At 67.4% G+C, this 21,664-nt stretch carries 17 protein-coding genes and 1 pseudogene; 10 read left to right on the forward strand and 8 right to left on the reverse strand.

Annotation, left to right across the window (positions count from 1 at the left end):
- Positions 1-5 precede the first annotated feature (5 nt).
- On the forward strand, positions 6-1,688 hold the full coding sequence (qcrB, locus tag ACFPJ1_RS19285; RefSeq protein WP_380105636.1) for a cytochrome bc1 complex cytochrome b subunit: 1,683 nt from the start codon (positions 6-8) through the stop codon (positions 1,686-1,688).
- 59 nt (positions 1,689-1,747) lie between these two features.
- Here qcrB and ACFPJ1_RS19290 read toward each other — a convergent pair whose 3' ends face one another.
- Positions 1,748-2,224 (reverse strand): MarR family winged helix-turn-helix transcriptional regulator, encoded by a 477-nt coding sequence (locus tag ACFPJ1_RS19290; protein WP_380105638.1) that lies wholly within the window; start codon positions 2,222-2,224, stop codon positions 1,748-1,750.
- 41 nt (positions 2,225-2,265) lie between these two features.
- On the opposite strand from ACFPJ1_RS19290, the gene ACFPJ1_RS19295 reads away from it, so the two are divergent.
- Both ACFPJ1_RS19295 and ACFPJ1_RS19300 read left to right on the forward strand, forming a co-directional pair.
- Entirely contained in the window at positions 2,266-3,099 is an 834-nt protein-coding gene (locus ACFPJ1_RS19295) for an alpha/beta fold hydrolase (protein ID WP_380105640.1), read from the forward strand.
- A gap of 76 nt (positions 3,100-3,175) precedes the next feature.
- Entirely contained in the window at positions 3,176-3,958 is a 783-nt protein-coding gene (locus ACFPJ1_RS19300) for an alpha/beta hydrolase (protein WP_380105642.1), read from the forward strand.
- Here the strand turns inward: ACFPJ1_RS19300 and ACFPJ1_RS19305 are convergent.
- The 5 genes from ACFPJ1_RS19305 to ctaC all read right to left on the reverse strand — a co-directional run bounded on the left by ACFPJ1_RS19305 (position 3,947) and on the right by ctaC (position 9,411).
- A complete protein-coding gene (locus tag ACFPJ1_RS19305) occupies positions 3,947-4,840 on the reverse strand; it encodes an alpha/beta fold hydrolase (RefSeq protein WP_380105644.1) in 894 nt (297 codons plus the stop codon). The two genes, ACFPJ1_RS19300 and ACFPJ1_RS19305, sit on opposite strands and share 12 nt — an antisense overlap.
- A 37-nt stretch (positions 4,841-4,877) precedes the next feature.
- Positions 4,878-6,122: a L,D-transpeptidase gene (locus tag ACFPJ1_RS19310; protein ID WP_380105646.1), complete on the reverse strand. Its 1,245-nt coding sequence runs from the start codon at positions 6,120-6,122 to the stop codon at positions 4,878-4,880.
- Between the two features lie 225 nt (positions 6,123-6,347).
- Positions 6,348-6,743 carry a cytochrome c oxidase subunit 4 gene (locus tag ACFPJ1_RS19315; protein WP_380105648.1) on the reverse strand — a complete coding sequence of 132 codons (396 nt, stop codon included), beginning with the start codon at positions 6,741-6,743 and terminating at the stop codon, positions 6,348-6,350.
- Complete coding sequence (ctaD, locus tag ACFPJ1_RS19320) at positions 6,740-8,470, reverse strand: aa3-type cytochrome oxidase subunit I (RefSeq protein ID WP_380105710.1); 1,731 nt, start codon at positions 8,468-8,470, stop codon at positions 6,740-6,742. The genes ACFPJ1_RS19315 and ctaD overlap by 4 nt, the downstream gene beginning before the upstream one ends.
- Positions 8,471-8,514: 44 nt before the next feature.
- The gene (ctaC, locus tag ACFPJ1_RS19325) at positions 8,515-9,411 is read right to left on the reverse strand and encodes an aa3-type cytochrome oxidase subunit II (RefSeq protein WP_380105650.1); all 897 of its coding nucleotides are present in this window, start codon (positions 9,409-9,411) and stop codon (positions 8,515-8,517) included.
- Between the two features lie 94 nt (positions 9,412-9,505).
- On the opposite strand from ctaC, the gene ACFPJ1_RS19330 reads away from it, so the two are divergent.
- The 6 genes and pseudogenes from ACFPJ1_RS19330 to pulA all read left to right on the forward strand — a co-directional run bounded on the left by ACFPJ1_RS19330 (position 9,506) and on the right by pulA (position 19,398).
- The gene (locus ACFPJ1_RS19330; protein WP_380105652.1) at positions 9,506-10,633 is read left to right on the forward strand and encodes a cysteine desulfurase family protein; all 1,128 of its coding nucleotides are present in this window, start codon (positions 9,506-9,508) and stop codon (positions 10,631-10,633) included.
- Entirely contained in the window at positions 10,630-10,842 is a 213-nt protein-coding gene (locus ACFPJ1_RS19335) for a sulfurtransferase TusA family protein (RefSeq protein WP_380105654.1), read from the forward strand. Before ACFPJ1_RS19330 ends, ACFPJ1_RS19335 begins: the two co-directional genes overlap by 4 nt.
- Before the next feature lie 43 nt (positions 10,843-10,885).
- Entirely contained in the window at positions 10,886-11,449 is a 564-nt protein-coding gene (locus ACFPJ1_RS19340) for a GNAT family N-acetyltransferase (protein ID WP_380105656.1), read from the forward strand.
- 98 nt (positions 11,450-11,547) lie between these two features.
- Positions 11,548-12,185: pseudogene (locus tag ACFPJ1_RS19345) on the forward strand (SIR2 family NAD-dependent protein deacylase).
- A gap of 153 nt (positions 12,186-12,338) precedes the next feature.
- Positions 12,339-13,580, forward strand: coding sequence for an ATP-binding protein (locus ACFPJ1_RS19350; protein WP_380105658.1), 1,242 nt, complete (start codon positions 12,339-12,341; stop codon positions 13,578-13,580).
- Between the two features lie 82 nt (positions 13,581-13,662).
- Entirely contained in the window at positions 13,663-19,398 is a 5,736-nt protein-coding gene (gene pulA / locus ACFPJ1_RS19355; protein WP_380105660.1) for a pullulanase-type alpha-1,6-glucosidase, read from the forward strand.
- Positions 19,399-19,412: 14 nt separating this feature from the next.
- Here pulA and ACFPJ1_RS19360 read toward each other — a convergent pair whose 3' ends face one another.
- Entirely contained in the window at positions 19,413-19,784 is a 372-nt protein-coding gene (locus tag ACFPJ1_RS19360; RefSeq protein ID WP_380105661.1) for a DoxX family protein, read from the reverse strand.
- Positions 19,785-19,882: 98 nt separating this feature from the next.
- Here ACFPJ1_RS19360 and ACFPJ1_RS19365 point away from each other — a divergent pair, with 98 nt between their 5' ends.
- Positions 19,883-20,767 carry an RNA polymerase sigma-70 factor gene (locus ACFPJ1_RS19365; protein WP_380105712.1) on the forward strand — a complete coding sequence of 295 codons (885 nt, stop codon included), beginning with the start codon at positions 19,883-19,885 and terminating at the stop codon, positions 20,765-20,767.
- Here ACFPJ1_RS19365 and ACFPJ1_RS19370 read toward each other — a convergent pair.
- Positions 20,741-21,637: a diacylglycerol/lipid kinase family protein gene (locus ACFPJ1_RS19370; RefSeq protein WP_380105662.1), complete on the reverse strand. Its 897-nt coding sequence runs from the start codon at positions 21,635-21,637 to the stop codon at positions 20,741-20,743. The two genes, ACFPJ1_RS19365 and ACFPJ1_RS19370, sit on opposite strands and share 27 nt — an antisense overlap.
- Between the last annotated feature and the right edge of the window lie 27 nt (positions 21,638-21,664).

Consider the following 21,664-nt stretch of genomic DNA (forward strand, 5'->3'; position numbering starts at 1 on the left):
CACCAGTGGCTACGAAAGAGTTCCCCCCACCGGTCAAATGGGCCGACGATCGACTCGGCATTGGCAAGATCGGTAAGAAGAACCTGCGCAAGGTCTTCCCCGACCACTGGTCCTTCATGCTCGGCGAGATCGCGCTCTACAGCTTCATCATCCTGATCCTCACCGGCATCTTCCTGACCTTCTGGTTCAAGCCGTCGATGGCCGAGGTCGAGTACCAGGGCTCGTACAGCCTGCTCAAGGGCCTGCACATGTCCGAGGCCTACGCCTCGACGCTGGACCTCTCGTTCGACGTCCGCGGCGGTCTGCTGATGCGGCAGATCCACCACTGGGCGGCGGTGCTGTTCATCGCCGCGATGATGGTGCACCTGCTCCGGATCTTCTTCACCGGCGCGTTCCGCAAGCCGCGTGAGCTGAACTGGGTGATCGGCTTCACGATGCTGTTCCTCGGCATCATCGAGGGCTTCATCGGCTACGGCCTCCCCGACGACCTGCTGTCCGGAACCGGCCTGCGAATCACCCAGGGCATGATCCAGGCGTCACCGGTGATCGGCACCTGGCTGACCTTCTTCATCTTCGGTGGCGAGTTCCCGGGTGACGACATGGTCTCCCGCTTCTTCACCATCCATGTGCTGCTCATTCCGGGTTTGATCCTGGCCCTGGTCACGGCCCACCTGTTCCTGGTCGTGTACCACAAGCACACGCAGTACCCGGGTCCCGGCCGGACCGAGAAGAACGTCGTCGGCTACCCGCTGATGCCGGTCTACATGGCCAAGGCCGGTGGCTTCTTCTTCGTCGTCTTCGGCATCACCGCCCTGATGGGCGCGCTGCTGCAGATCAACCCGGTCTGGTTGTACGGCCCGTACAACCCGGCCGAGGTGACAGCCGGCTCACAGCCCGACTGGTACATGGGCTGGCTGGAGGGCTCCGTGCGCCTGATGCCGGGGTTTGAGTCAACCTTCTGGGGCATCACCCTCAGCTGGAACCTGATCATCCCGGCCCTGCTGATACCGCCCGCGTTCGTCACGCTGGTCGCGGCGTACCCGTTCATCGAGGGCTGGATCACCGGCGACAAACGCGAACACCACCTGCTGGACCGGCCGCGCAACATGCCGACCCGGACGGGTATCGGCGCCGCGTTCATCACGTTCTACGGCCTGCTCTGGATCGGCGGTGGCAACGACTTGATCGCCACCCATTTCGGGCTCTCGCTGAACAACGTGACGTGGTTCCTGCGGTTCGCGGTCTTCCTCGGCCCGGTGCTCGCCTTCTGGGTCACCCGGCGGATCGCGATCTCCCTGCAGCGAGCCGACAACGAGCGGCTCCTGCACGGCCTGGAATCCGGCATCATCGTGCGGACTCCCGACGGCGAGTACTACGAGAAGCACACCCCGATCTCGAAGTACGAGGCATACTCGCTCACCGCCCGTGAGCGGGCCCTGCCGCTGGAGATCGGTCCCGAGACCGACGACAACGGCGTCCGGGCACCCCATCGGGCTCTGAAGAAGATCCGCGCGAGCCTGTCGCGGTTCTACTTCGCCGACTCGGTCCAGAAGCCCACGGCCGCCGAGATCGAGGAAGCCCACGCGCACGCCGCCCACGGCCACGAGGACGACCACGAGGCAGTCGAAAGCCCCGTCGGCACGGTCGAGCTCGACGAGGACACCACCCACAAGGTGGCCGAGCACTAACCACAGCACCCCCCGATAGGCCCCGGCTGACCCAACCGGGGCCTATCGCTTTGTCCGGGTCAGGTGGGGTCGGTGGCGGTGGCTATCGCGGTTAGGTAGGTGGAGATGGTGGTGCGGGCGGTGGGGGTGAGGGGGGTGGTGACTGTGATCAGGCGGTCTAGGAGAGGGCCGAAGAAGTCCCAGCCGAGGGCTACTGCGGACTCGGTGACGGCTAGGTGGATGCTGCGGGCGTCTGTCGGGCTTTTGCGGCGTTCGACGTGGCCGGCGGCCTCCAGGCGGTGGATTACCGCTGTGGTCGCCTGAGAGGTCATTCCAAGCTGCTGGGAGAGCCAGGTGGGCGTCGCCCCCACCCCGGCTCTCTCGGCGTCCAGGAGCCTGATCAGCGCCCGTACGTCGGTCGCATGCAGCCCGGTACTCCGTGCGAACTCCCCCGCGGCCAGTTCCAGCCGTACGACGACCTCCCGCAGCTGGTGGATCAGCTCGAGCGCCGCCTTGCGCTCGGGATCCGACGGGGTGACTCCTTCGCGGGTATCCACAGGCTGCAGATTACCTCACTCAGTGAGGTAATCTGCCGAACATGGACCAAGCCTTCCGCACCGCCTATGCCGACCTGCTCCGCCACTGGACGCTCCCGGTGGAGTCGCTGACGCTGGAGTCCGAGTTCGGCTCCACCCACGTGAACGCCTGCGGCCCACCAGACGCCCCTCCCCTGGTCCTGCTGGCCGGCCATGGCGCGACCTCTCCGGTGTGGTTCGGCCAGGCCAACCACCTCGGGCAGAACCATCGGATCTACGCGATCGACCTGATCGTCGATGCCGGGCTGAGCGTGAATTCCGGGCGCAGGCTCACCAAGCCCGAAGACCTCCACCAGTGGCTGACCGCAGTACTCGACGGTCTGCAACTCCCCCGCACCAACCTCTGCGGCCACTCGTACGGCTCCTGGCTGGCGCTCACCTACGCGCTCCACGCCCCGGACCGGATCGACAAGCTCGCCCTGATCGACCCCACAGACTGCTTCACCCCGCTGCGAACCCCCTACGTACTACGAGCACTCCCGAGCCTCCTCAAACCCACCAGAGCGCGCGCCAAGTCCTTCCTCCGCTGGGAGACGCAGGGCGTGCCCATCAACCCCGCCTGGCTCGAGCTAGCCGGCCTGGCCGCCGAGTTCCCCAAGCCCCGTGTGGTCCGCCCCAAGCGCCCCGCCGACGACGCCCTCCGCACTCTCCACCCAGACCTCCTCGTAGTCATCGCTGACCGCAGCAAGTCCCAGAACCCAGCTCACCTCGCGACCCGAGTCCAGAGCCTCATCCCGGCAGCCACCATCACCCACCTCCCAACCGCCACCCACCACTCCCTCCCCGCAGCCCACACCGAGGACCTAGCAGCAGCCGTCGAGAAGCACCTCAGCTGATCGCGGGTGCTGCCGTCAGTCAGGATTTGAAGGAGAGGGCGGAGTTTTCGATGGCCCGGAGGTCGGAGGAGGCGGTATGGGCGGACTGCGGTGGGTCGGCGAAGCGGTTGTCGAGGGTGGGGTAACCGAACGTCCGTTCCGCCTGGTGCAGGATGGAGGGCGGGAGGCGGATGGCGTCCCGGGGATCCTGTGGCTGCCGGCAGCACCTGGGCGACCCGTACCGCTCGTCCTGCTCGGGCATGGGGGCAGCGGACACAAGCGGGCCGATCGTCAGCTGCGTCTGGCGCGGTGGTTCGCCGGCGAGGCTCAGCTTGCGGTCGTCGCGATCGATGGCCCGTACCACGGTGAGCGGGTGCCCGAGCCGGTCGAGAGCAGCGACTACCAGCAGCGGATGGCAGTCGCCGGGGTGGACCAGATCACCGACGGGATGGTCGACGACTGGCTCGCGACGGTGGATGCTCTCGGCGAGCTCGATGCGGTTGATGCGGGGCGCCTCGCATATGTGGGCTTGTCGATGGGGACACGCTTCGGCCTGCCGCTCGCGGCCGTGATGGGCAGCCGGCTGCGGTGCGCAGTACTGGGGAAGTACGGGATGCAGCAGCCGTCCGCCATGCCTGCAGGGGTGGACATGGCTCCGCGGTTCGCCCGGGATGCGCCGCGGGTCACTACGCCGGTTCTCTTCCATGTGCAGTGGGATGACGAGCTCTTCGATCGCGCCGGCCAGTTCGAGCTGTTCGACCTGCTGGGATCACCTGAGAAGCAGCTGATGGCCTTTGCGGGGTCGCACGCGACCACGCCTGCGGAAGCGATAGCGCACTGGCGTGACTTTGTCGCGCACCACCTGGGGTCAGCGGTTTAGCTGATCGCGGAGGGTGGTGAGCATGTCGTCCCAGAACTCGAAGAGCGTGCTGCCGTGGCCCATGCCCAACCGGGTGACGAGGGTCGAGTTCGGGATCCTCTCGGCGTACCAACGGCCGTGCGACGGCGGCACCATCAGGTCCAGCTCTCCGAACCAGAGCCAGGTCGGCACCTCGAGACGGGCCGGATCGATGTCCCACTCGGTGCCCCAGGCGACATTGTCGCGGGCGTAGCCGTCGAGAGTCCGCAGAGTGTCGCGAAGATCCAGGCCGAAGAGCCGCTTGTTCTCCGCGCTGAGCCAGCCGGCGTCGGTCTCGGGCAGGCCGTCGAAGAATTCCTCTGCCATGGCGGGGTCGGGCAGTGCCAGCAGCTTCTCGTACCGTCCGCCGGCCTCCGCCCGGAAGCCCCTCAACGCACCCTCGATATCGCCGGCATCCGCGAGGGCGAGGATGGGTAGATCAGGATCCAGAGGATCGGTCGGTTCGACCAGCCGCCACGGACCGACCCCACCGGCGATCCCGACCGCCCGCACCCTCTTCTGGTCGGCAAGCCCCGCAGCCAGTGCGTACGGACCGCCTCCCGAGGCACCCAGTACGGCGAACTCTCCGATACCCAGGGCATCAGCCACCGCTAGCGTGTCGACGCCGACGGATGCCAGGCTCGGCGGCGTGTCGGTCGACCGCCCGTAGCCAGGTCGGTTGAACGAGACCAGCCGCACACCCGACCGCCGCGCCGCGTCCTCGCCAAGCCGCGCCTGCAGCCGCCCCGACGGCGTCCCATGGTGAAACACCACCGGTACGCCGTCCGCGTCCCCGCCCTCCCACACCTCAACCGCCCGGCCACCGGCCAGCTCGATCAGGCGACTCCCCACCTCGTCCGCCATGCCACGAACATAGACCCGGAGCAGAACCAGGAGTAGGTCAGGCCAGTGCCGAGCCGGCCTTGTAGGCAGCCCAGGGCTGGTTCCAGTCGGTCCAGCCGTTGCCGGTCTCCATCTTGCGGGTGGTGCCGGTGACGACGACCGGGTCGCCACGGAGGGTCTGGGAGAAGTACCAGGCGCCGTCCTTGAGGCTCATGCCGACGCAGCCGTGGCTTACGTTCGCGCTGCCCTGGCTGCCGCTCGACCAGGGGGCGCCGTGCATGAACTCGCCGGATGTCGTCACCCGCTGGGCCCACTTCACGTCGTGGATGTCGTAGTACTCCGGGTCGCCCGGCTTGATGCCGACGGTCCGGGCGTCCATCCGCTTGGTGGCGAACTTCTCCATGATCACCTTCACGCCGCTGCGGGTGGTGAAGCCGTCCTTGCCGGCGGTGATCGGGATGGTGCGGGCCAGTTTGCCGCTGATCGCGACCGTCATCACGTGGCGCTTCACGTCGACGTTGGTGACCACGGACTTGCCGATGGTGAAGTCGATCTTGCGGCTGGCGGAGCCCCAGACGTTGGCGCCGGCGTTGACGCCCTGGGTGTCGATGCTCACCGACACCTTGGTGCCCGCCGGCCAGTAGGTCTTCGGGCGGTAGTTGACCTGCTTGCTGTTCATCCAGTGCCAGGTGCCCTCGACCGGGACGGAGGTCTTGACCGACAGCCGCTTCTCGACCGCGGCGCGGTCCTTGACGGTGTGGTTCCAGAAGATCTGGATCGGCATCGCGACGCCGACGGTCTCGCCGTTGAGCGGGGCGACCGAGGCCTTCAGGTTGCCCGCGGCGGCCAGCGTCCGGAAGGTCGAGCTGATCGGCACGTCCTTGCCATCGCTGCTCTTGGCGGTACCGGACAGGGTGTACTTCTCGCCGGGCTTGAGCCCCGACTCGGAGGTCCACTGCGACTTCTGGTCGTTGAGGCTGCCGTCGACCTTGTCGCCGTCGGAGTCCTTCAGCGTGACGTCCTCGATCGTTCCGGAACTGGTGGCGACGGTGACCGGCTTGTCCGGACGGACCGCGGAGGCACCCTTGGCCGGGACGATCTGGAGGTTCGCGGCGGCCGGGTCCTGTGACGGCGTGCTGCCGCCTGGACTGCTGGATGCGCCAGGCGTGGAGTTGCTCTGCGTCGTACTCGCCGACGGCCCTGGATTCGCCGCTTCCGAGTCACTGCAGGCGGTGCCGACCAGCAGCATCGCGCAAACCCCCGCCACGGCAAGGCCGTGCTTCCGCACCGAACTACTCAACACCTGAGCTCCCCTGAGAAACGATCTGCCGCCCGGGCAACGGTACCTCGCCCGGCCGGTCGTACCCGCGCACTGCACAAAATCACCAGTACGGCGAGGCCGTCGAAGGCCCGCAGTACTGGTGACGTTCGAGCACACGTTTTAGTTGACGTCGCGCCGGCCGAAAACGTTACGGCCGGCGCGACAAGGATCACATCCGATCGGTGAAACCGATCGGTTTCAAGCAACTCAGTGGGCGTGGTCCCCGCGGTAGTACTCGAAGACGAAGCCGGACAGCGCGATGATGCCCAGACCGCTGCCGACAATGAACAGCCACCAGCCGAAGACCAGGCCGAGCACGATCACCGACAGGGTCAGCGCGCACCACAGCGGCCACCACGAGTAGGGCGGGAAGAAGCCGAGCTCACCGGCGCCCTCCACGATCTCGGCTTCCTTGCGGTCCTCCGGCCGGGCGTCCATCCGCCGGCCGGTGACGCTCAGGTAGAACGCCACCAGCAGCGCCAGGAAGAACGTCATCACCAGCGCGGTGGTGCCGGTCGGATCCTCGGACATGATCCAGTAGATCGGCGTGACGATCAGTACGAACAGCGTCAGGATGCCGAAGACCCAGGCTTCGACCTTCATGCCTTGTCCTCCGTGTCCACACCGGTGCCGGTGTTCAGGTTGCGCTCCAGGTTCTCCACCCGGCCCTTGTCCTCACCCGCGTCGAGCAGGTTGTCCCGGCGTGCACCGGAGTCCGGGTACTCCGACATCGCGATGTCCGGGTGGTGCAGGTCGAACGCGGGGCTCTCGGACCGGATCCGCGGCAGGCTGACGAAGTTGTGCCGCGGCGGCGGGGACGAGGTGGCCCACTCCAGCGACCGGCCCCAGCCCCACGGGTCGTCGACGCCGACCAGCGGCGACTTACGGGACTTGTAGACGTTGTAGAAGAACGGCAACATCGACAGCCCGAGGATGAACGCCCCGATGCTAGAGACCTCGTTCAGCGTGGTGAAGCCCTCGTTCGCCCCGTACGACGCGTAGCGGCGCGGCATGCCCTCGACACCCAGCCAGTGCTGCACCAGGAATGTCGTGTGGAAGCCGATGAACAGCAACCAGAAGTGCAGCTTCCCCAACTTCTCGTCGAGCATCCGGCCGGTCATCTTCGGCCACCAGAAGTAGAACCCGGCGAACATCGCGAACACCACCGTGCCGAACACGACGTAGTGGAAGTGCGCGACCACGAAGTACGAGTCGGACAGCTGGTAGTCGAGCGCCGGCGAGGCCAGGATGACGCCGGTCAGGCCGCCGAAGAGGAAGGTGGTCAAGAAGCCCACCGCCCACAGCATCGGGGTGTCGAAGGAGACGGAGCCGCCCCACATCGTGCCGATCCAGTTGAAGAACTTCACCCCCGTCGGAACCGCGATCAAGAACGTCATGAAGGAGAAGAACGGTAGGTTCACCGCTCCCGTGACGAACATGTGGTGCGCCCACACCGCCACCGACAGGACGGCGATGGACAGCGTCGCGGCGACCAGGCCGATGTAGCCGAAGATCGGTTTGCGGCTGAAGACCGGCAGGATCTCGGTGATGATGCCGAAGAACGGCAGCGCGATGATGTAGACCTCGGGATGGCCGAAGAACCAGAACAAGTGTTGCCACAGCAGTGGCCCGCCATTAGCCGCGTCAAAGACGTGAGCTCCTAGAGCTCGATCCGCCTCCAGCATCAGCAGCGCGCCGGCCAGGATCGGGAACGCGATCAGTACGAGCAGCGACGTGATCAGGATGTTCCACACGAAGATGGGCATCCGGAACATCGTCATCCCCGGCGCGCGCATCGTGATGATCGTGGTGACGAAGTTGACCGCACCCAGGATCGTGCCCAGACCGGCCATCCACAGACCCATGATCCACAGGTCGCCGCCGACGCCCGGCGAGCGGACCGCGTTGGACAGCGGGGCGTAGGCGAACCAACCGAAGTCGGCCGCGCCGCCCGGGGTGAAGAAGCCGCTGAGGGTGATCAGGCCGCCGAACAGGAACAGCCAGAAGCTGAACATGTTCAGCCGCGGGAACGCCACGTCGGGCGCGCCGATCTGGACCGGCATGATGACGTTCGCGAAGCCGACGAACAGCGGCGTCGCGAACAGCAGCAGCATGATCGTGCCGTGCATCGTGAACAGCTGGTTGTAGACCTCTTCGTTCACGATCTGCAGGCCCGGCCTGGCGAGCTCGGCGCGGATCAGCAGCGCCATCACGCCGCCGATCAGGAAGAACGCGAACGACGTGATCAGGTACAGGTGGCCGATCACCTTGTGGTCGGTGGTGGTGAGCCACTTGACCGCGATCTGGCCCTTGCTGCGCCGCCTGGGCAGCGCCGTCGCCGCACCGACTGCGCCGGTGCGCTCGGCGTACTCCGTCACTTCTCGCCCTCCTGCTCACCGTGACCGGGGATGGTGGTCGCGTCCTGGCCACCGGTGGCGGCGCCGGTCTGGCCCTTGGCGGCCAGATCCCTGAGGTGCGCCTGGTACTCGTCGGGGGTGACCACCTTGACGGTGAACACCATCCTGCTGTGGTACAGGCCGCACAGCTCCGCACACCTGCCGGCGAAGGTGCCGGTCTTGGTCGGGGTCAGCTCGAACTTGTTGGTCCGCCCCGGAATGACGTCCAGCTTGAAGTAGAACGAGGGCACCCAGAAGGAGTGGATGACGTCCGGCGAGGTCAGGTCGAACTGCACCGACTCGTTCATCGGCAGCCACAGCTCAGCCGGCTTCTCGAGGGTGCCGGTCTCCCAGACCCCCTGCTGACCGTCGACCGTGTCCTTGTAGTTGAAGGTCCACTGCCACTGCTGGCCGACCACGTTGATGGTGTGGGCCGGGTTGTTCGATCGGTGAGTGATCTCGTTGCCGTGCTCGACCGTGTAGAAGAAGAGCACTCCGATGATCGCGAACGGTGCCAGCGTGTAGAGCACCTCGAGCGGCAGGTTGTACCGCGTCTGCCGCGGGGCGTCGTCGTTGCGCTTGCGGTACCGCACGGACGCCCACAGGATCAGGCCCCAGACGAGCACGCCGACGATCAGCGCGGCGATCCAGGCACCGATCCACAGGCTCTCCATCGCCTCGGTCCGGTCAGATGCCCCCACGGGCAGGCCGAGTCGTTTCCACTGCTCCTTGTTCGCCTGCGAACAGCCGGTCAGCAACAATGTGCCGACCACCACTGCCGCCGGAACCAGCAGGCGTCGCTTCGCCGGACGTGCTCCCGCGCCGGTCCTCTTCAGACCTGCTGCGCGCACTCCGGGCGTGCCGTTCGAACCCACGGGGCGCCTTTCCCTTCCCAGGTGAGACTGACGACAGAACACTACTGGACACCTCCGGCGGTTCTGCGCATAGGTAGGGCTTAGCGTTTCCCCTGTGAGCAAGCGTGCGTACTTGGATGCGGCATCGGCCGAATCGTTGCATCCGGCAGCGCGGGAGATCCTGCTGTCGGCACTGGATTCCGGCTGGGCGGATCCGGCCCGGCTGCACCATGAGGGACGCAACGCCAGGCTGCTGCTGGACAACGCTCGCGCGGTGCTCGCGGACGCCCTCGGAGTACGGCCTGACGAGCTCTATCTGACCTCCTCCGGCACCGCCGCGATCCACTCCGGGCTACCCGCTGTAGCCGCCGCCCGACACCGGGTCGGCTCCACGATCGTGCACTCCGCGGTGGAGCACTCGGCAGTCCTGCACGCCGCGGCAGCAGCCGGTACTGCGGCCGAGGTGGGCGTCGACTCCCTGGGACGGATCGACCAGGACGCCTTCTCCACCCAGGTGACCCGGCCGGGAGTCGCCCTGGCAGCGCTCCAGGCGGCGAATCACGAAGTAGGGACGCGGCAACCAATCGCCTGGGCGGCCGAGATCTGTGCCCAGGCAGGCGTCCCCCTCTTCGTCGACGCGGCCGCCTCGATCGGGCGCGACGCAGTACCGGCCGGGTGGTCGGTGCTGGCAGCCAGTGCGCACAAGTGGGGTGGACCTGCCGGAGTCGGCCTGCTCGCAGTACGGAAGGGGACGCGGCTGGCTCCTGCCTGGCCGGTGGACGAGCGGGAGGACGGCCTCTCCCCCGGGCATCCCAACGTCCCGGCAGCCCTGGCCGCGGCGGCCGCCCTGCAGGCGCGGCTCCAGGAGTCGGCGGCGCTGGACAGGCAGCACCGCGCGTGGATCGACGAACTGCGCCGGCGCGTGGCGGCGGACATCGCCGACGTCGAGGTGGTCGGCGATCCGGACGACCGGTTGCCGCATGTGCTGACCTTCTCCTGCCTGTACGTCGACGGCGAGGCGCTGGTCACCGCGCTCGACACCGAGGGCTTCTCCGTCTCCAGCGGTTCGGCCTGTACTGCGAGCACGCTGCGCCCGTCGCACGTTCTGGCGGCGATGGGAGTTCTCACGCATGGCAACGTTCGGGTCTCCCTCGGACGGACCACGACCTACGAAGAGGTCGACCGGTTCGCCCAGGTGCTGCCCGGGCTGGTCCGCCGGATCCGTGCTGAGGTGGGGATGTGAACCTCGACCTGGACTGCCGCGGGCTGCTCTGCCCACTCCCGGTGATCAAACTGGCCCAGGCGCTACCCACCGTCGCCGTCGGGGACACCATCACCATCCTGGCCGACGATCCGGCCGCCGCCACCGACATCCCCGCCTGGTGCCGGATGCGCGCCCAGGAACTCGTCTCCGCCCTCGACCACCAGTACGTCGTCCGCCGGCTGAGCTAAATCCGTTGGCCGGGCGAGGTGGTTCGTTGGGAGACTCCGGGGCGTGAGCGACTTCTCGGACAAGCCGACATTGGTCGGTGAGCTGGTGATCCTGCGGCCGCTGGACGAAGGCGACTACGTCGCGCTGATGGCGGCGATGCTGGATCCGGACGTCACCAGGTTCACCGGGTCGCGCGGCGAGATCACCGAGCCGGAGTACCGCGAGTGGCTGCGGACCCGCAAGGACCAGACCGACCGGCTGGATCTGGCCATCGTCGACAGGGCGACCGGCGAGACCGTCGGCGAGGCCGTGCTGAACGACTGGAGCAAGGACGACGAGTCCTGCGGCTTCCGGATCCTGATCGGTCCGGCCGGTCAGGGCCGCGGGCTCGGCACCGAGGCGACCAGGCTGATCGTCGGCTACGGCATCGAGGAACTCGGCCTGCACCGGATCGAGCTCGGCGTCTTCAGCTTCAACCCGCGTGCCCAGCGTGCCTACGAGAAGGCCGGGTTCGTCGTCGAAGGCGTCCGGCGCGAGGCGCTGCTGTGGGAGGGCGAGCGCTACGACGACCTCGTGATGGCCGTCTTGGCACCGGACTGGAAGGCTGCGTTACGTTCGGAGGCGTGACCCTCGAACTCGTGGCCAAGGCCGAGCGGATCGCCATCCTGACCGGTGCGGGGATCTCCACTGCGTCGGGTATCCCGGACTTCCGCGGTCCGCAGGGCGTGTGGACGAAGAACCCAGCCGCTCAGCTGATGTTCGACATCGACGAGTACGTCGCGACGGCCGCGGTACGGATCGAGGCCTGGAAGTTCCGCCTCGCCGCACCGACCTGGACCGCCGAGCCGAACGCCGGCCACCGAGCGCTGGTGGACCTCGAACGCCAGGGGCGCCTGACCGGGCTGATCACCAGAACATCGACGGTCTCCACCAGCAGGCCGGCTCCTCCCCCGCGCTTGTGCACGAACTCCACGGCACTATCTGGTATGTCGACTGCCTGAACTGCGGCCGCCGGATCCCGATGGCCGAAGTACTTCCCCGTCTCGAAGCAGGCGACGAAGACCCGGCCTGCGAGATCTGCGGCGGGATCCTCAAGTCCGCGACGGTCTCCTTCGGCCAGTCCCTCGACCAGGCGGTCCTGGACGCGGCAATCGCCGCCACCGAGCAAGCCGACCTCTTCATCGCGATCGGCACGTCTCTCCAGGTCTACCCAGCCGCCGGCCTCTGCGACGTCGCCCTGTCCGCCGGCGCCGACCTGCTCATCCTGAATGCCGAGCCCACGCCGTACGACGAGCTAGCGGCCGCCGTCGTCAGGACCCCCATCGAACAAAGCCTCCCCGTCCTCGTCACCTCGTCCGACTGATCACCCGCAGCAGATCCACGATTTGATCACCCGCAGCAGATCCACGATGGACCAACCGGACGTATCCGCTCCGACCGGCGGGACGATTCCGCAGTACCACCTGGGACGAATCGGCGACTGAACTGGGGACGAATCCGCAGTACAATCCGTCTCATGACTCTTCTGGACCGGTCAGCCGCCGCGGTTGTCCAAGCTGCGCTCGGGGATACGCCGGTCATTGTCGTCAACGGTCCGCGTCAAGTCGGCAAGACCACTCTGACGCGAAACCTCCGCTACCCGGGCACGGTGGAGTTCGCGAATCTCGACGAAGAGATCAGCAGGCAGGCCGCGCGGCACGACCCGCGAAACTTCGTCACCCGCTCGGTCGACACCTTCGTGATTGATGAAGCGCAGTTGGAGACCGGGCTCTTCCGGGCGGTGAAAGCGGAGATCGACCGGGACCGGCGGCCAGGGCGATTCCTGCTGACCGGCTCATCCCGACTGCTGTCAGCGCACGACATGGCGCCATCGCTTGTGGGCAGGGTCGAAACGATCGACCTGTGGCCCTTCTCCCAGGGCGAGATGGCCGGTGTCACGGAGACATTCGTCGACCTGCTGTTCGATTCGCCCGTCGAGCTGATCCGCAACAGCTCCGTCACCAGAGCCGACGTCGTGGACCGGATCGTCGCCGGCGGGTACCCGGAGGTCGTCAACCGGCAGCCCGGCCGTCGCAGGGCCTGGTTCGACAGCTACGTGAAGACGATCACCCAGTCGGTGATCCGGGACCTCTCCTCAATCGAGCGGCTCGCAGAGATTCCCCGCCTTCTGCAGCTCTGTGCTGCCCGAACCGGCAACGAACTCAACGTGAGCGCGATCGCCAGCGACCTGGGCTTTCCGGCACGCACTGTGGACGGATACCTCGGCTTGCTCACCGAAGCCTTCTTGATCGACCGCATTCCGGCGTGGTCCACGAATCTGAGCAGCAAGGTGGTCAGACGACCGAAGCTCGTGGTCACCGACACCGGGCTGGCGGCACATCTCGTCGGCGCGACCAGTGCGACGGTCGATCGCAACGGTGGGCCGTTCGGTCAACTGCTCGAGACCTTCGTCGCCAACGAGATCCGCAAGCAGCTGACCTGGTCTGCCTCCCGTCCGACGTTGTGGCACTTCCGCGATCGGAGCGGCGCCGAGGTCGACCTTGTGCTGGAGCACCCCGATGGGCGGGTGATCGGTATCGAGGTCAAGGCGACCAGTACTCCGACTTCGGATGATCTGCGCGGGCTTCGGTTCCTGGCTGACCGGCTGGGAGATCGCTTCGCCTTCGGTCTGCTGCTGCACACCGCCCCCGAGGCAACCCGGTTCGGGCCGAGGCTGGCGGCGTTGCCGGTCGACGTCTTGTGGACCGCAGTGACCTGACCGCGACCTTCGAGGTCTTCCGCTGGATGGGTGCGCGGGTTAGCGTCCCCGCAGGTTGTCCTGCCTTGGGAGGGGTCCCGTGATGTTCAGATTGCGCCATGCCCATGCACGTCTGACCGCAGCGGTGACGGCGGTGGCCGTGGTCGCGCTCGGCCTCGGTACGCCGGTCGCCGCACCCGCGGACGTCGCCGCCGACCGGGTGATCACCGTCGCCGGGTCTCTGCAGAGTGAGCTGGGTTGCCCCAGCGACTGGACTCCGTCCTGCTCCCAGAGCGAGCTCACGAAGAGCACCACAGGCACGCAGTACAGCAAGATCTTCGACGTGCCCGCGGGTGCCTATGAGTACAAGGTGACCGTCAACGGCAGTTGGGACGAGAACTACGGCGCCGGTGGGGTCCTGAACGGGCCGAACATCCCGCTGCGGCTCGAGGGTCCGGCCAAGGTGCAGTTCAGCTACGACGACACCAGCCACGTGGTGTCGGTGAAGCCGGTCGACCTGGCCGGCGGGCTGACCCCGGCCGACAAGGCACTGGCGAGCCCGAGCCTGCGCAAGGACCTCACCAAGGAGCGGTTCTACTTCCTGATGGCGGACAGGTTCGCCAACGGTGACAAGTCCAACGACGCGGGTGGCCTGACCGGCGACCGGCTGACCACCGGCCTCGACCCGACCGACAAGGGCTTCTACCACGGTGGCGACCTCGCCGGCGTGATGCAGAAGCTCGACTACATCAAGTCGCTCGGGACCACCTCCATCTGGCTGACCCCGTCGTTCAAGAACCGTCCGGTGCAGGGTGAGGGCGCGAACGTCAGCGCCGGGTACCACGGTTACTGGATCACCGACTTCACCCAGATCGACCCGCACCTGGGCACCAACGCGGACATGCAGCAGCTGATCGACCTCGCCCACCAGAAGGGCATGAAGGTCTTCTTCGACATCATCACCAACCACACCGCGGACGTGATCGCGTACCAGTCCGGCCAGTACGGCTACATCCCGAAGTCGACGAGCCCGTACAAGGACGCTAACGGCAACGTCTTCGACGACAAGCAGTACGCCGGTGGCGACACCTTCCCGCCGCTGGACCCCAACACCTCGTTCCCGAACGTGCCGGTGTTCAAGACCCCGGCCGACGCGACCGTGAAGCAGCCGGCCTGGCTGAACGACCCGACGCTCTACCACAACCGCGGCGACTCGACCTTCGCCGGCGAATCGGCCGAGTACGGCGACTTCGTCGGGCTGGACGACCTGTTCACCGAGCAGCCGAAGGTGCGCGACGGGATGATCGACGTCTACAAGACGTGGGCCGAGCTCGGCATCGACGGGTTCCGGATCGACACCGTCAAGCACGTGAACATGGAGTTCTGGCAGAAGTTCTCGCCCAAGATCCTGGAAGCCGCCAAGGCCACGGGCAAGGAGGACTTCTTCATGTTCGGCGAGGTGTTCGACGCCGACCCGAGGTTCATGTCGACCTATACGACCCAGGGCGCGTTGCAGGCGACGCTCGACTTCGGTTTCCAGCAGAACGCGGTCGCCTTCGCCCAGGGCAAGCCGAGCACCCAGCTCCGCGACTTCTACGCGAACGACGACTACTACACCGACGCCGACTCGAACGCCTACCAACTGCCGACCTTCCTCGGCAACCACGACATGGGTCGCATCGGCCTGTTCCTCAAACAGGGCGGCGCTGCCGGGCAGGAACTGCTGGCCCGGGACAAGCTCGCGCACTCGCTGATGTTCCTGACCCGCGGCCAGCCGGTGATCTACTACGGCGACGAGCAGGGCTTCACCGGTCCGGGTGGCGACAAGGACGCCCGGCAGGACATGTTCGCGACCAAGACCGCCGACTACACCGACGACGAGGTGGTCGACGGCACCGGCACCACCACGATCGGCAGCCAGGACCGCTTCGACGTCAACGCGCCGATGTACAAGCACATCGCCGCGCTGCAGAAGCTCCGCGCGCAGTACCCGACGCTTGCCGACGGCACCCAGGTGCACCGCTATTCGTCGAACGCGGGCGGGCTGTACGCGTTCAGCCGGATCGGGAACGACAAGACGGAGTACGTGGTCGTCGCGAACAACGCGACCACCGCGAAGTCGGCGACGATCCCGACGTACATGAAGAACAGCCGGTTCAAGCCGATCTACGGCGGTGGCGGCGACCTCAGGACCGACCGTGAAGGCCGTGTGTCGGTCACGGCGGCTCCGCTGTCCGTGACGGTCTACCGCGCGACGTCGACGCTGCCGCACCGCTCGAAGGCGCCCGCCGTCTACATGAGCTCGCCCGAGGCCGGCGCGTCGGTCGGCGGCCGCGCGGAGATCGCCGCGGCCGTGCCGGAGAACACACCCGTCACCGTCACCTTCGGCTACCGCCCGGTCGGTACTGCGGCGTGGCAGCGGCTCGGGGCGGACGACAACGCGCCGTACCGGGTGTTCCACGACGTGAGCGGCGTGCCGAAGGGGACGCTGCTCGAGTACCGGGCCGTCCTCAAGGATGCGTCCGGCAACTACTCGGTCTCCGGGTCGTACGGGATCGTCGGCGACGCCCCGACGCCCGGCGGTGGCGGTGGAGGCGGCGGCGAGGACCCGGCGACGCAGCCCGCGAACGTGAGCGTGCCCGGCGACCACAACAGCGAGATGGGCTGTCCCGCGGACTGGTCCCCGGACTGCGACCAGGCCCAGTTGACGCTCGACCCGAAGGACAACGTCTGGAAGGGAACCTTCACCGGGCTGCAGGGCGAGCACGCCTACAAGGCCGCGATCAACAAGACCTGGGACGAGAACTACGGAGCCGGCGGCGCCGCGAACGGTGCCAACATCTCCTACACCGGACCCACGGGACCGGTGACGTTCTACTACGAGCACGGCCGGCACTTCGTCACGTCGACCGCGCAGGGGCCGATCGTCACCGTGCCGGGCTCGTTCCAGTCCGAGCTGGGCTGTCCGGCCGACTGGTCGCCCGACTGCATGCGACCCTGGTTGACCGACCAGGACGGCGACGGCACGTTCACCTGGTCGACGAGCAAGATCGGAGCGGGCAGCTATGAGGCGAAGGTCGCGCACGGCCTGTCCTGGGACGAGAGCTACGGCGCCGGGGGCAGCCCGACCGGTGGCAACATCCCCATCACCGTGCCCGGGGACGGACTCGTCGTCACCTTCTCCTACGTCCTGGCGACGCACGTGCTGACGGTGACCACGGCCAAGCCGGGCGCACAACCCGACCTCAAGCAGGCCAAGGCGCACTGGCTCGGCAAGGACCTCCTCGCCGTACCGCCGGTCGCTCATCCTGAGCGGTCCCGCTGGCGCCTGCACTGGTCGGCGACGGGCTCTCTCGCGGTGGATGCCGACGACATCGGTGGATCCTCTGCCGGGCTGCGCGTCGACCCGGCCGGGATCCCGCCGAAGGTGCTCGCCAAGTTCCCCGCGTTGAAGGGGTACACGGCGCTCCGGCTCGATCATGGCGATGCCCGGACGATCCTCAAGGGACAACTCGGACTCGCGCAGTACGACGATGCCGGGCGGTTGCTCGACGCGACCGGAGTACAGATCCCCGGTGTCCTTGACGACCTGTACGGCGGACCGGCCGCCGGGCGCTCGTACGGCGTGACGTGGCGCGGGGGCGCTCCGACCTTCACGCTCTGGGCGCCAACCGCCCAGAAGGTCACGTTGCTCGTCGGATCGCAGCGGGTGCCGATGGGAGCCACCGACGACGGCTCGTGGTACGTGAACGGGTCGCGGTCCTGGAAGAACGCGCAGTACCGGTACGAGGTGACGGTCTTCGCACCGAGCACCGGCAAGGTGGAGACCAACGTCGTCACCGATCCGTACTCGCTCGCGCTCACCACGGATTCGGCGTACTCGGTGGCGGTGGATCTCGACGATCCGGCCGGCATGCCGTCGCTGTGGTCTCGCGCGCCGTCGCCGAAGCTGGCTCGGGCGGTGGACTCGACGATCTACGAGTTGCACGTGCGGGACTTCTCGATCAGCGACTCCACCGTCCCGGCCGCACACCGCGGGACGTACCTGGCATTCGCGGACGAGGGCAACGGCACAAAGCACCTGCGGAAGCTGGCGGCAGCGGGGCTGAACACGGTGCACCTGCTGCCGACGTTCGACATCGCCTCGATCCCGGAGACCGGGCAGCAGACTCCCGCCTGTGATCTCAAGTCGTTCCCGCCGGACTCCGAGCAGCAGCAGGCGTGCGTCACCGCGGTGGCCGCGAAGGACGGCTTCAACTGGGGTTACGACCCGTACCACTGGCTTGCGCCGGAGGGCTCGTACGCGACGGCCAAGGACGGACTGGCGCGGGTGGCCGAGTTCCGCACGATGGTCGGCGGGCTGCACAAGTCCGGCCTGCGGGTCGTGCTCGACCAGGTCTACAACCATACGCCGGCGGCCGGTCAGGCACCGACGTCCGTGCTCGACAAGGTCGTGCCCGGCTACTACCAGCGGCTGAACTCGACCGGTGGCGTCGAGACCTCGACCTGCTGCAGCAACATCGCAACCGAGCACGCGATGGCGGAGAAGATCATGGTCGACAGCACCGTGTCGTGGGCGAAGAACTACCGCGTCGACGGCTTCCGGTTCGACCTGATGGGCCACCACAGCAAGGCGAACATGCTCAAGGTCCGCGCCGCGCTGGACAAGCTGACCCTGGCTCGCGACGGGGTGGACGGCAAGAAGATCTACCTGTACGGCGAGGGGTGGAACTTCGGCGAGGTTGCCAACAACGCGCTGTTCGTCCAGGCCACCCAGGGCCAGCTCGGCGGCACCGGGATCGGCACCTTCTCCGACCGCCTGCGCGACGCGGTCCGCGGTGGCGGCCCGTTCGACGAGGACCCGAGGGTGCAGGGCTTCGGCTCCGGTGCGGCCAGCGACCCGAACGGTGCCCCGGTCAACGGTTCACCGGAGGACCGGGCGAAGCGGCTCGCGCACGACACGGATCTCGTCCAGCTCGGGCTGGCGGGGAACCTGCGGGCATTCTCGTTCAAGTCCGCGGAGACCGGCGCGGTCGTACGAGGTGACGGGGTCGATTACAACGGATCACCCGCTGGGTATGCCGATCAGCCGGTCGAGGTGATCACCTATGTGGATGCCCACGACAACGAGACGCTGTGGGACTCGCTCACCTTCAAGCTGCCGGCGGACCTGCCGATGGCGGACCGGGTCCGGATGAACACGTTGTCGCTGGCAACCACCGCGCTGGCCCAGACGCCGTCGTTCTGGCACGCCGGCGCGGATCTGCTGCGAAGCAAGTCGCTCGACCGGAACTCATATGACTCAGGCGACTGGTTCAACACGCTCGACTGGACCGGCGCGGACAACGGCTTCGGCCACGGTCTGCCGCCGAAGCCGGACAACGAGGCGAAGTGGTCGTTCATGAAGCCGCTCCTCGGCAACGCGGCGTTGAAGCCGTCTGCGGTGGACGTGGCGACGGCGAACGACCAGGCTGTCGACCTGCTGAAGTTGCGGTTCTCCACTCCCCTGTTCCGGCTGGGCTCGGCCGACCTGATCAACGAGAAGGTCTCCTACCCGCTGAGCGGTACGCCGGCCGCCGTACCCGGCGTTGTCGTCATGCGGATCGACGACACCGCCGGCCCGAACGTCGACCCCGCGCTCAAGGGCGCCCTGGTCGTCTTCAACTCCACCGGCGCTCCGGTCACCCAGCAGATCCAGGCCCTGACCGGCGCCAACTTGTCCCTGTCCCCCATCCAGGCCACCGGCCCCGACCCGATCGTCAAGCAGACCACCTGGACCGCGTCGACCGGCACGGTCTCAGTCCCGGCCCGCACGGTCGCAGTACTGGTCCAGAAGTAGGCAGTGTCTCTTGGTCAGTTGAGGGCGGCGAAGCGTTCGGCGGCTACGAAGGCGCAGGCGGAGAGGAGTAGGACGTTCGCCGCCACCGGCCCCGGCTCCTTCAGGGAGGCGTGGGAGGTGGCGGCGCCCATCATGACGATGCCGAGACCGACTGCTGCTGTCGGCGTCAGGAAGCGAGCGGTGTCCGTCAGCCAGGGCGCGAGCAGGCCCACGACGGCCAGGAGTTCGCAGAGTGCGACCGCGCGGACGAGCGGCATCGGGAAGGGCGCGATACCGGTCTGTCCGGTGGCGATCAGGCGGTCGCGGGACATCGTCGACTTGGCCACGCCGGACAGCGTGAACACGACCACGAGCAGTCCGGTGACGATCCAGGCTGCGACGTTCATCTTCAGTCCTCCAACTGTTCGGTTACGGTCGGAGACGAATGACGGCGCTTCCCCGTGACTGTCACAGGGACAGGCCCTCGACCGTCCTAGAGGACGTGATGGAACAGACCAGTACTGCGCTCAGGCCGCTGCTGCTGTCGATCGCGTACCGGATGCTCGGCAGCTTCGGCGACGCGGAGGACGTCGTACAGGAGGCGTACCTGCGCCTGCACCGCGAGCCCGAGGTCGAGTCGGACAAGGCCTTCCTGACCACGGTCACCACCCGGCTCGCGATCGACCAGCTCCGCTCGGCCAGACGTCAACGCGAGACCTACGTCGGCCCCTGGCTGCCCGAGCCGGCCGTCGACGAGTACGTCGATCTCGCCGACCGGGCGGCTCTGTCGGACTCCCTGTCCACTGCCTTCCTCGTTGTCCTGGAGAGGCTGTCGCCGGACCAGCGGGCCGTGTTCTTGCTGCACGACGTGTTCGGCTACTCCTACGAGGAGGTCGCCGCCGTTGTGCTGAAGAGCCAGGCGGCCTGCCGGCAACTCGCAGTACGGGCTCGTCGGCAGCTGGCGGACGGCAGACCCCGATACGACGCTTCGCCGCGTGAGCGGGACGAGCTCGCCGAGCGGTTCCTCGCCGCGTGCCGTGAGGGTGAGCTCGAGGGACTCCTCGAGCTGCTCGCGCCGGATGCGACGTTCACCGGCGATGGCGGCGGCAAGGCTGACGCCTTCCCTCGGCCGATCCTCGGCGCCGACCGGGTTGCCCGGACGCTGATCGGGGCGTTCGGAAAACTCGATCGGCTCGGGCTGCGGATCGAGCCGGTGCACGTCGGTGGGCAACCGGCCCTCAGGATGTCCGACTCCGAGGACCGGACCCTGGCGGTCTGGTCATTGCTGGTCGCCGAGGGTGTCGTCGTGGCGATCCACGGCGTGGTGAACCCGGACAAGCTCACCCACCTTCAGCCCGTGGGTTCAGGGGACGCGGACGAGCAGGGCTGACGGGTCCACTTGCGCGCTGAGAGTCCGGCCGTCCTCGATCTGATCACCGTCCAGCTCACGGCGCACGGCCCGGCTCGCCTTGACCTGGATGCTTTTACCCGTGAATCGCTCGATGTTTCGGCCCTCCCGCATCGACTTCATCACCAGGCTGAGCGCGAGCCGGGGCCAGTCGCTGATCCGGCGCGGAGCCAGCACGACCGCGTCGATCATGCCGTCGTCGGGCACGGCGTCCGGCAGCAACGGGATGTTCGCCTGCAGGGTGCCGACGTTCCCGATCACCACCGTGCGGGCCCGGCGGACCAGCGGCGGCCGGTCGTCCACGATGATCTCGACCCGGACGAACGGGTGGTTGAGATTCTTCACCGTCGACACCACGTACGCCGCCCAGCCGACGCGCTTCTTCAGCTCGTCAGGGGCGTCGGCGATGATCGCGGCGTCCAGACCGAGCCCGGCCATCACCACGAAGCGGTCGGCACCGAGCTCATCACCTTCCACCTGGACGCTGTCGATCCGCCGCTCGTTGCCGCCGAGCAGTTCGGCCAGCGCGTCGTCGAGATCGAGGGTGATGCCCAGGTTGCGGGCGAGCAGGTTGCCGGTGCCGGCGGGCAGCACCGCGACCGGGATGTTCGTCCGGGCCAGTTCCGCGCAGGCGACCCGGACGGTGCCGTCGCCGCCGGCCACCACGACCAGGTCGACGGTCTCCTCGATCGCCTGTTTCGCCATCGCCGAGCCGGGGTCCTCCGCGGTCGTCTCGAGCCAGAGGGCGTCTTCGTAGCCCCGCTCGGTCAGAGCCGTGTCGACCTTCTTGCGGAATTCGTCCGGGTCGGGAACCTTGATCGGGTTCATGATCACGGCGGCACGAGGGCTCACGTCAGTTTTGTCCGTTCGAGGGGATAG

The organism is Kribbella qitaiheensis, assembly GCF_042657745.1.
Lineage (GTDB): Bacteria > Actinomycetota > Actinomycetes > Propionibacteriales > Kribbellaceae > Kribbella > Kribbella qitaiheensis.

Coding starts and splice junctions, on each gene's coding strand:
- ACFPJ1_RS19295 (WP_380105640.1), top strand. CDS start 2,266: ATGGACCAAGCCTTCCGCACCGCCTATGCCGACCTGCTCCGCCACTGG.
- ACFPJ1_RS19300 (WP_380105642.1), top strand. CDS start 3,176: ATGGGCGGACTGCGGTGGGTCGGCGAAGCGGTTGTCGAGGGTGGGGTA.
- ACFPJ1_RS19305 (WP_380105644.1), bottom strand. CDS start 4,840: ATGGCGGACGAGGTGGGGAGTCGCCTGATCGAGCTGGCCGGTGGCCGG.
- ACFPJ1_RS19315 (WP_380105648.1), bottom strand. CDS start 6,743: ATGAAGGTCGAAGCCTGGGTCTTCGGCATCCTGACGCTGTTCGTACTG.
- ACFPJ1_RS19350 (WP_380105658.1), top strand. CDS start 12,339: ATGACTCTTCTGGACCGGTCAGCCGCCGCGGTTGTCCAAGCTGCGCTC.
- pulA (WP_380105660.1), top strand. CDS start 13,663: ATGTTCAGATTGCGCCATGCCCATGCACGTCTGACCGCAGCGGTGACG.
- ACFPJ1_RS19360 (WP_380105661.1), bottom strand. CDS start 19,784: ATGAACGTCGCAGCCTGGATCGTCACCGGACTGCTCGTGGTCGTGTTC.
- ACFPJ1_RS19365 (WP_380105712.1), top strand. CDS start 19,883: ATGGAACAGACCAGTACTGCGCTCAGGCCGCTGCTGCTGTCGATCGCG.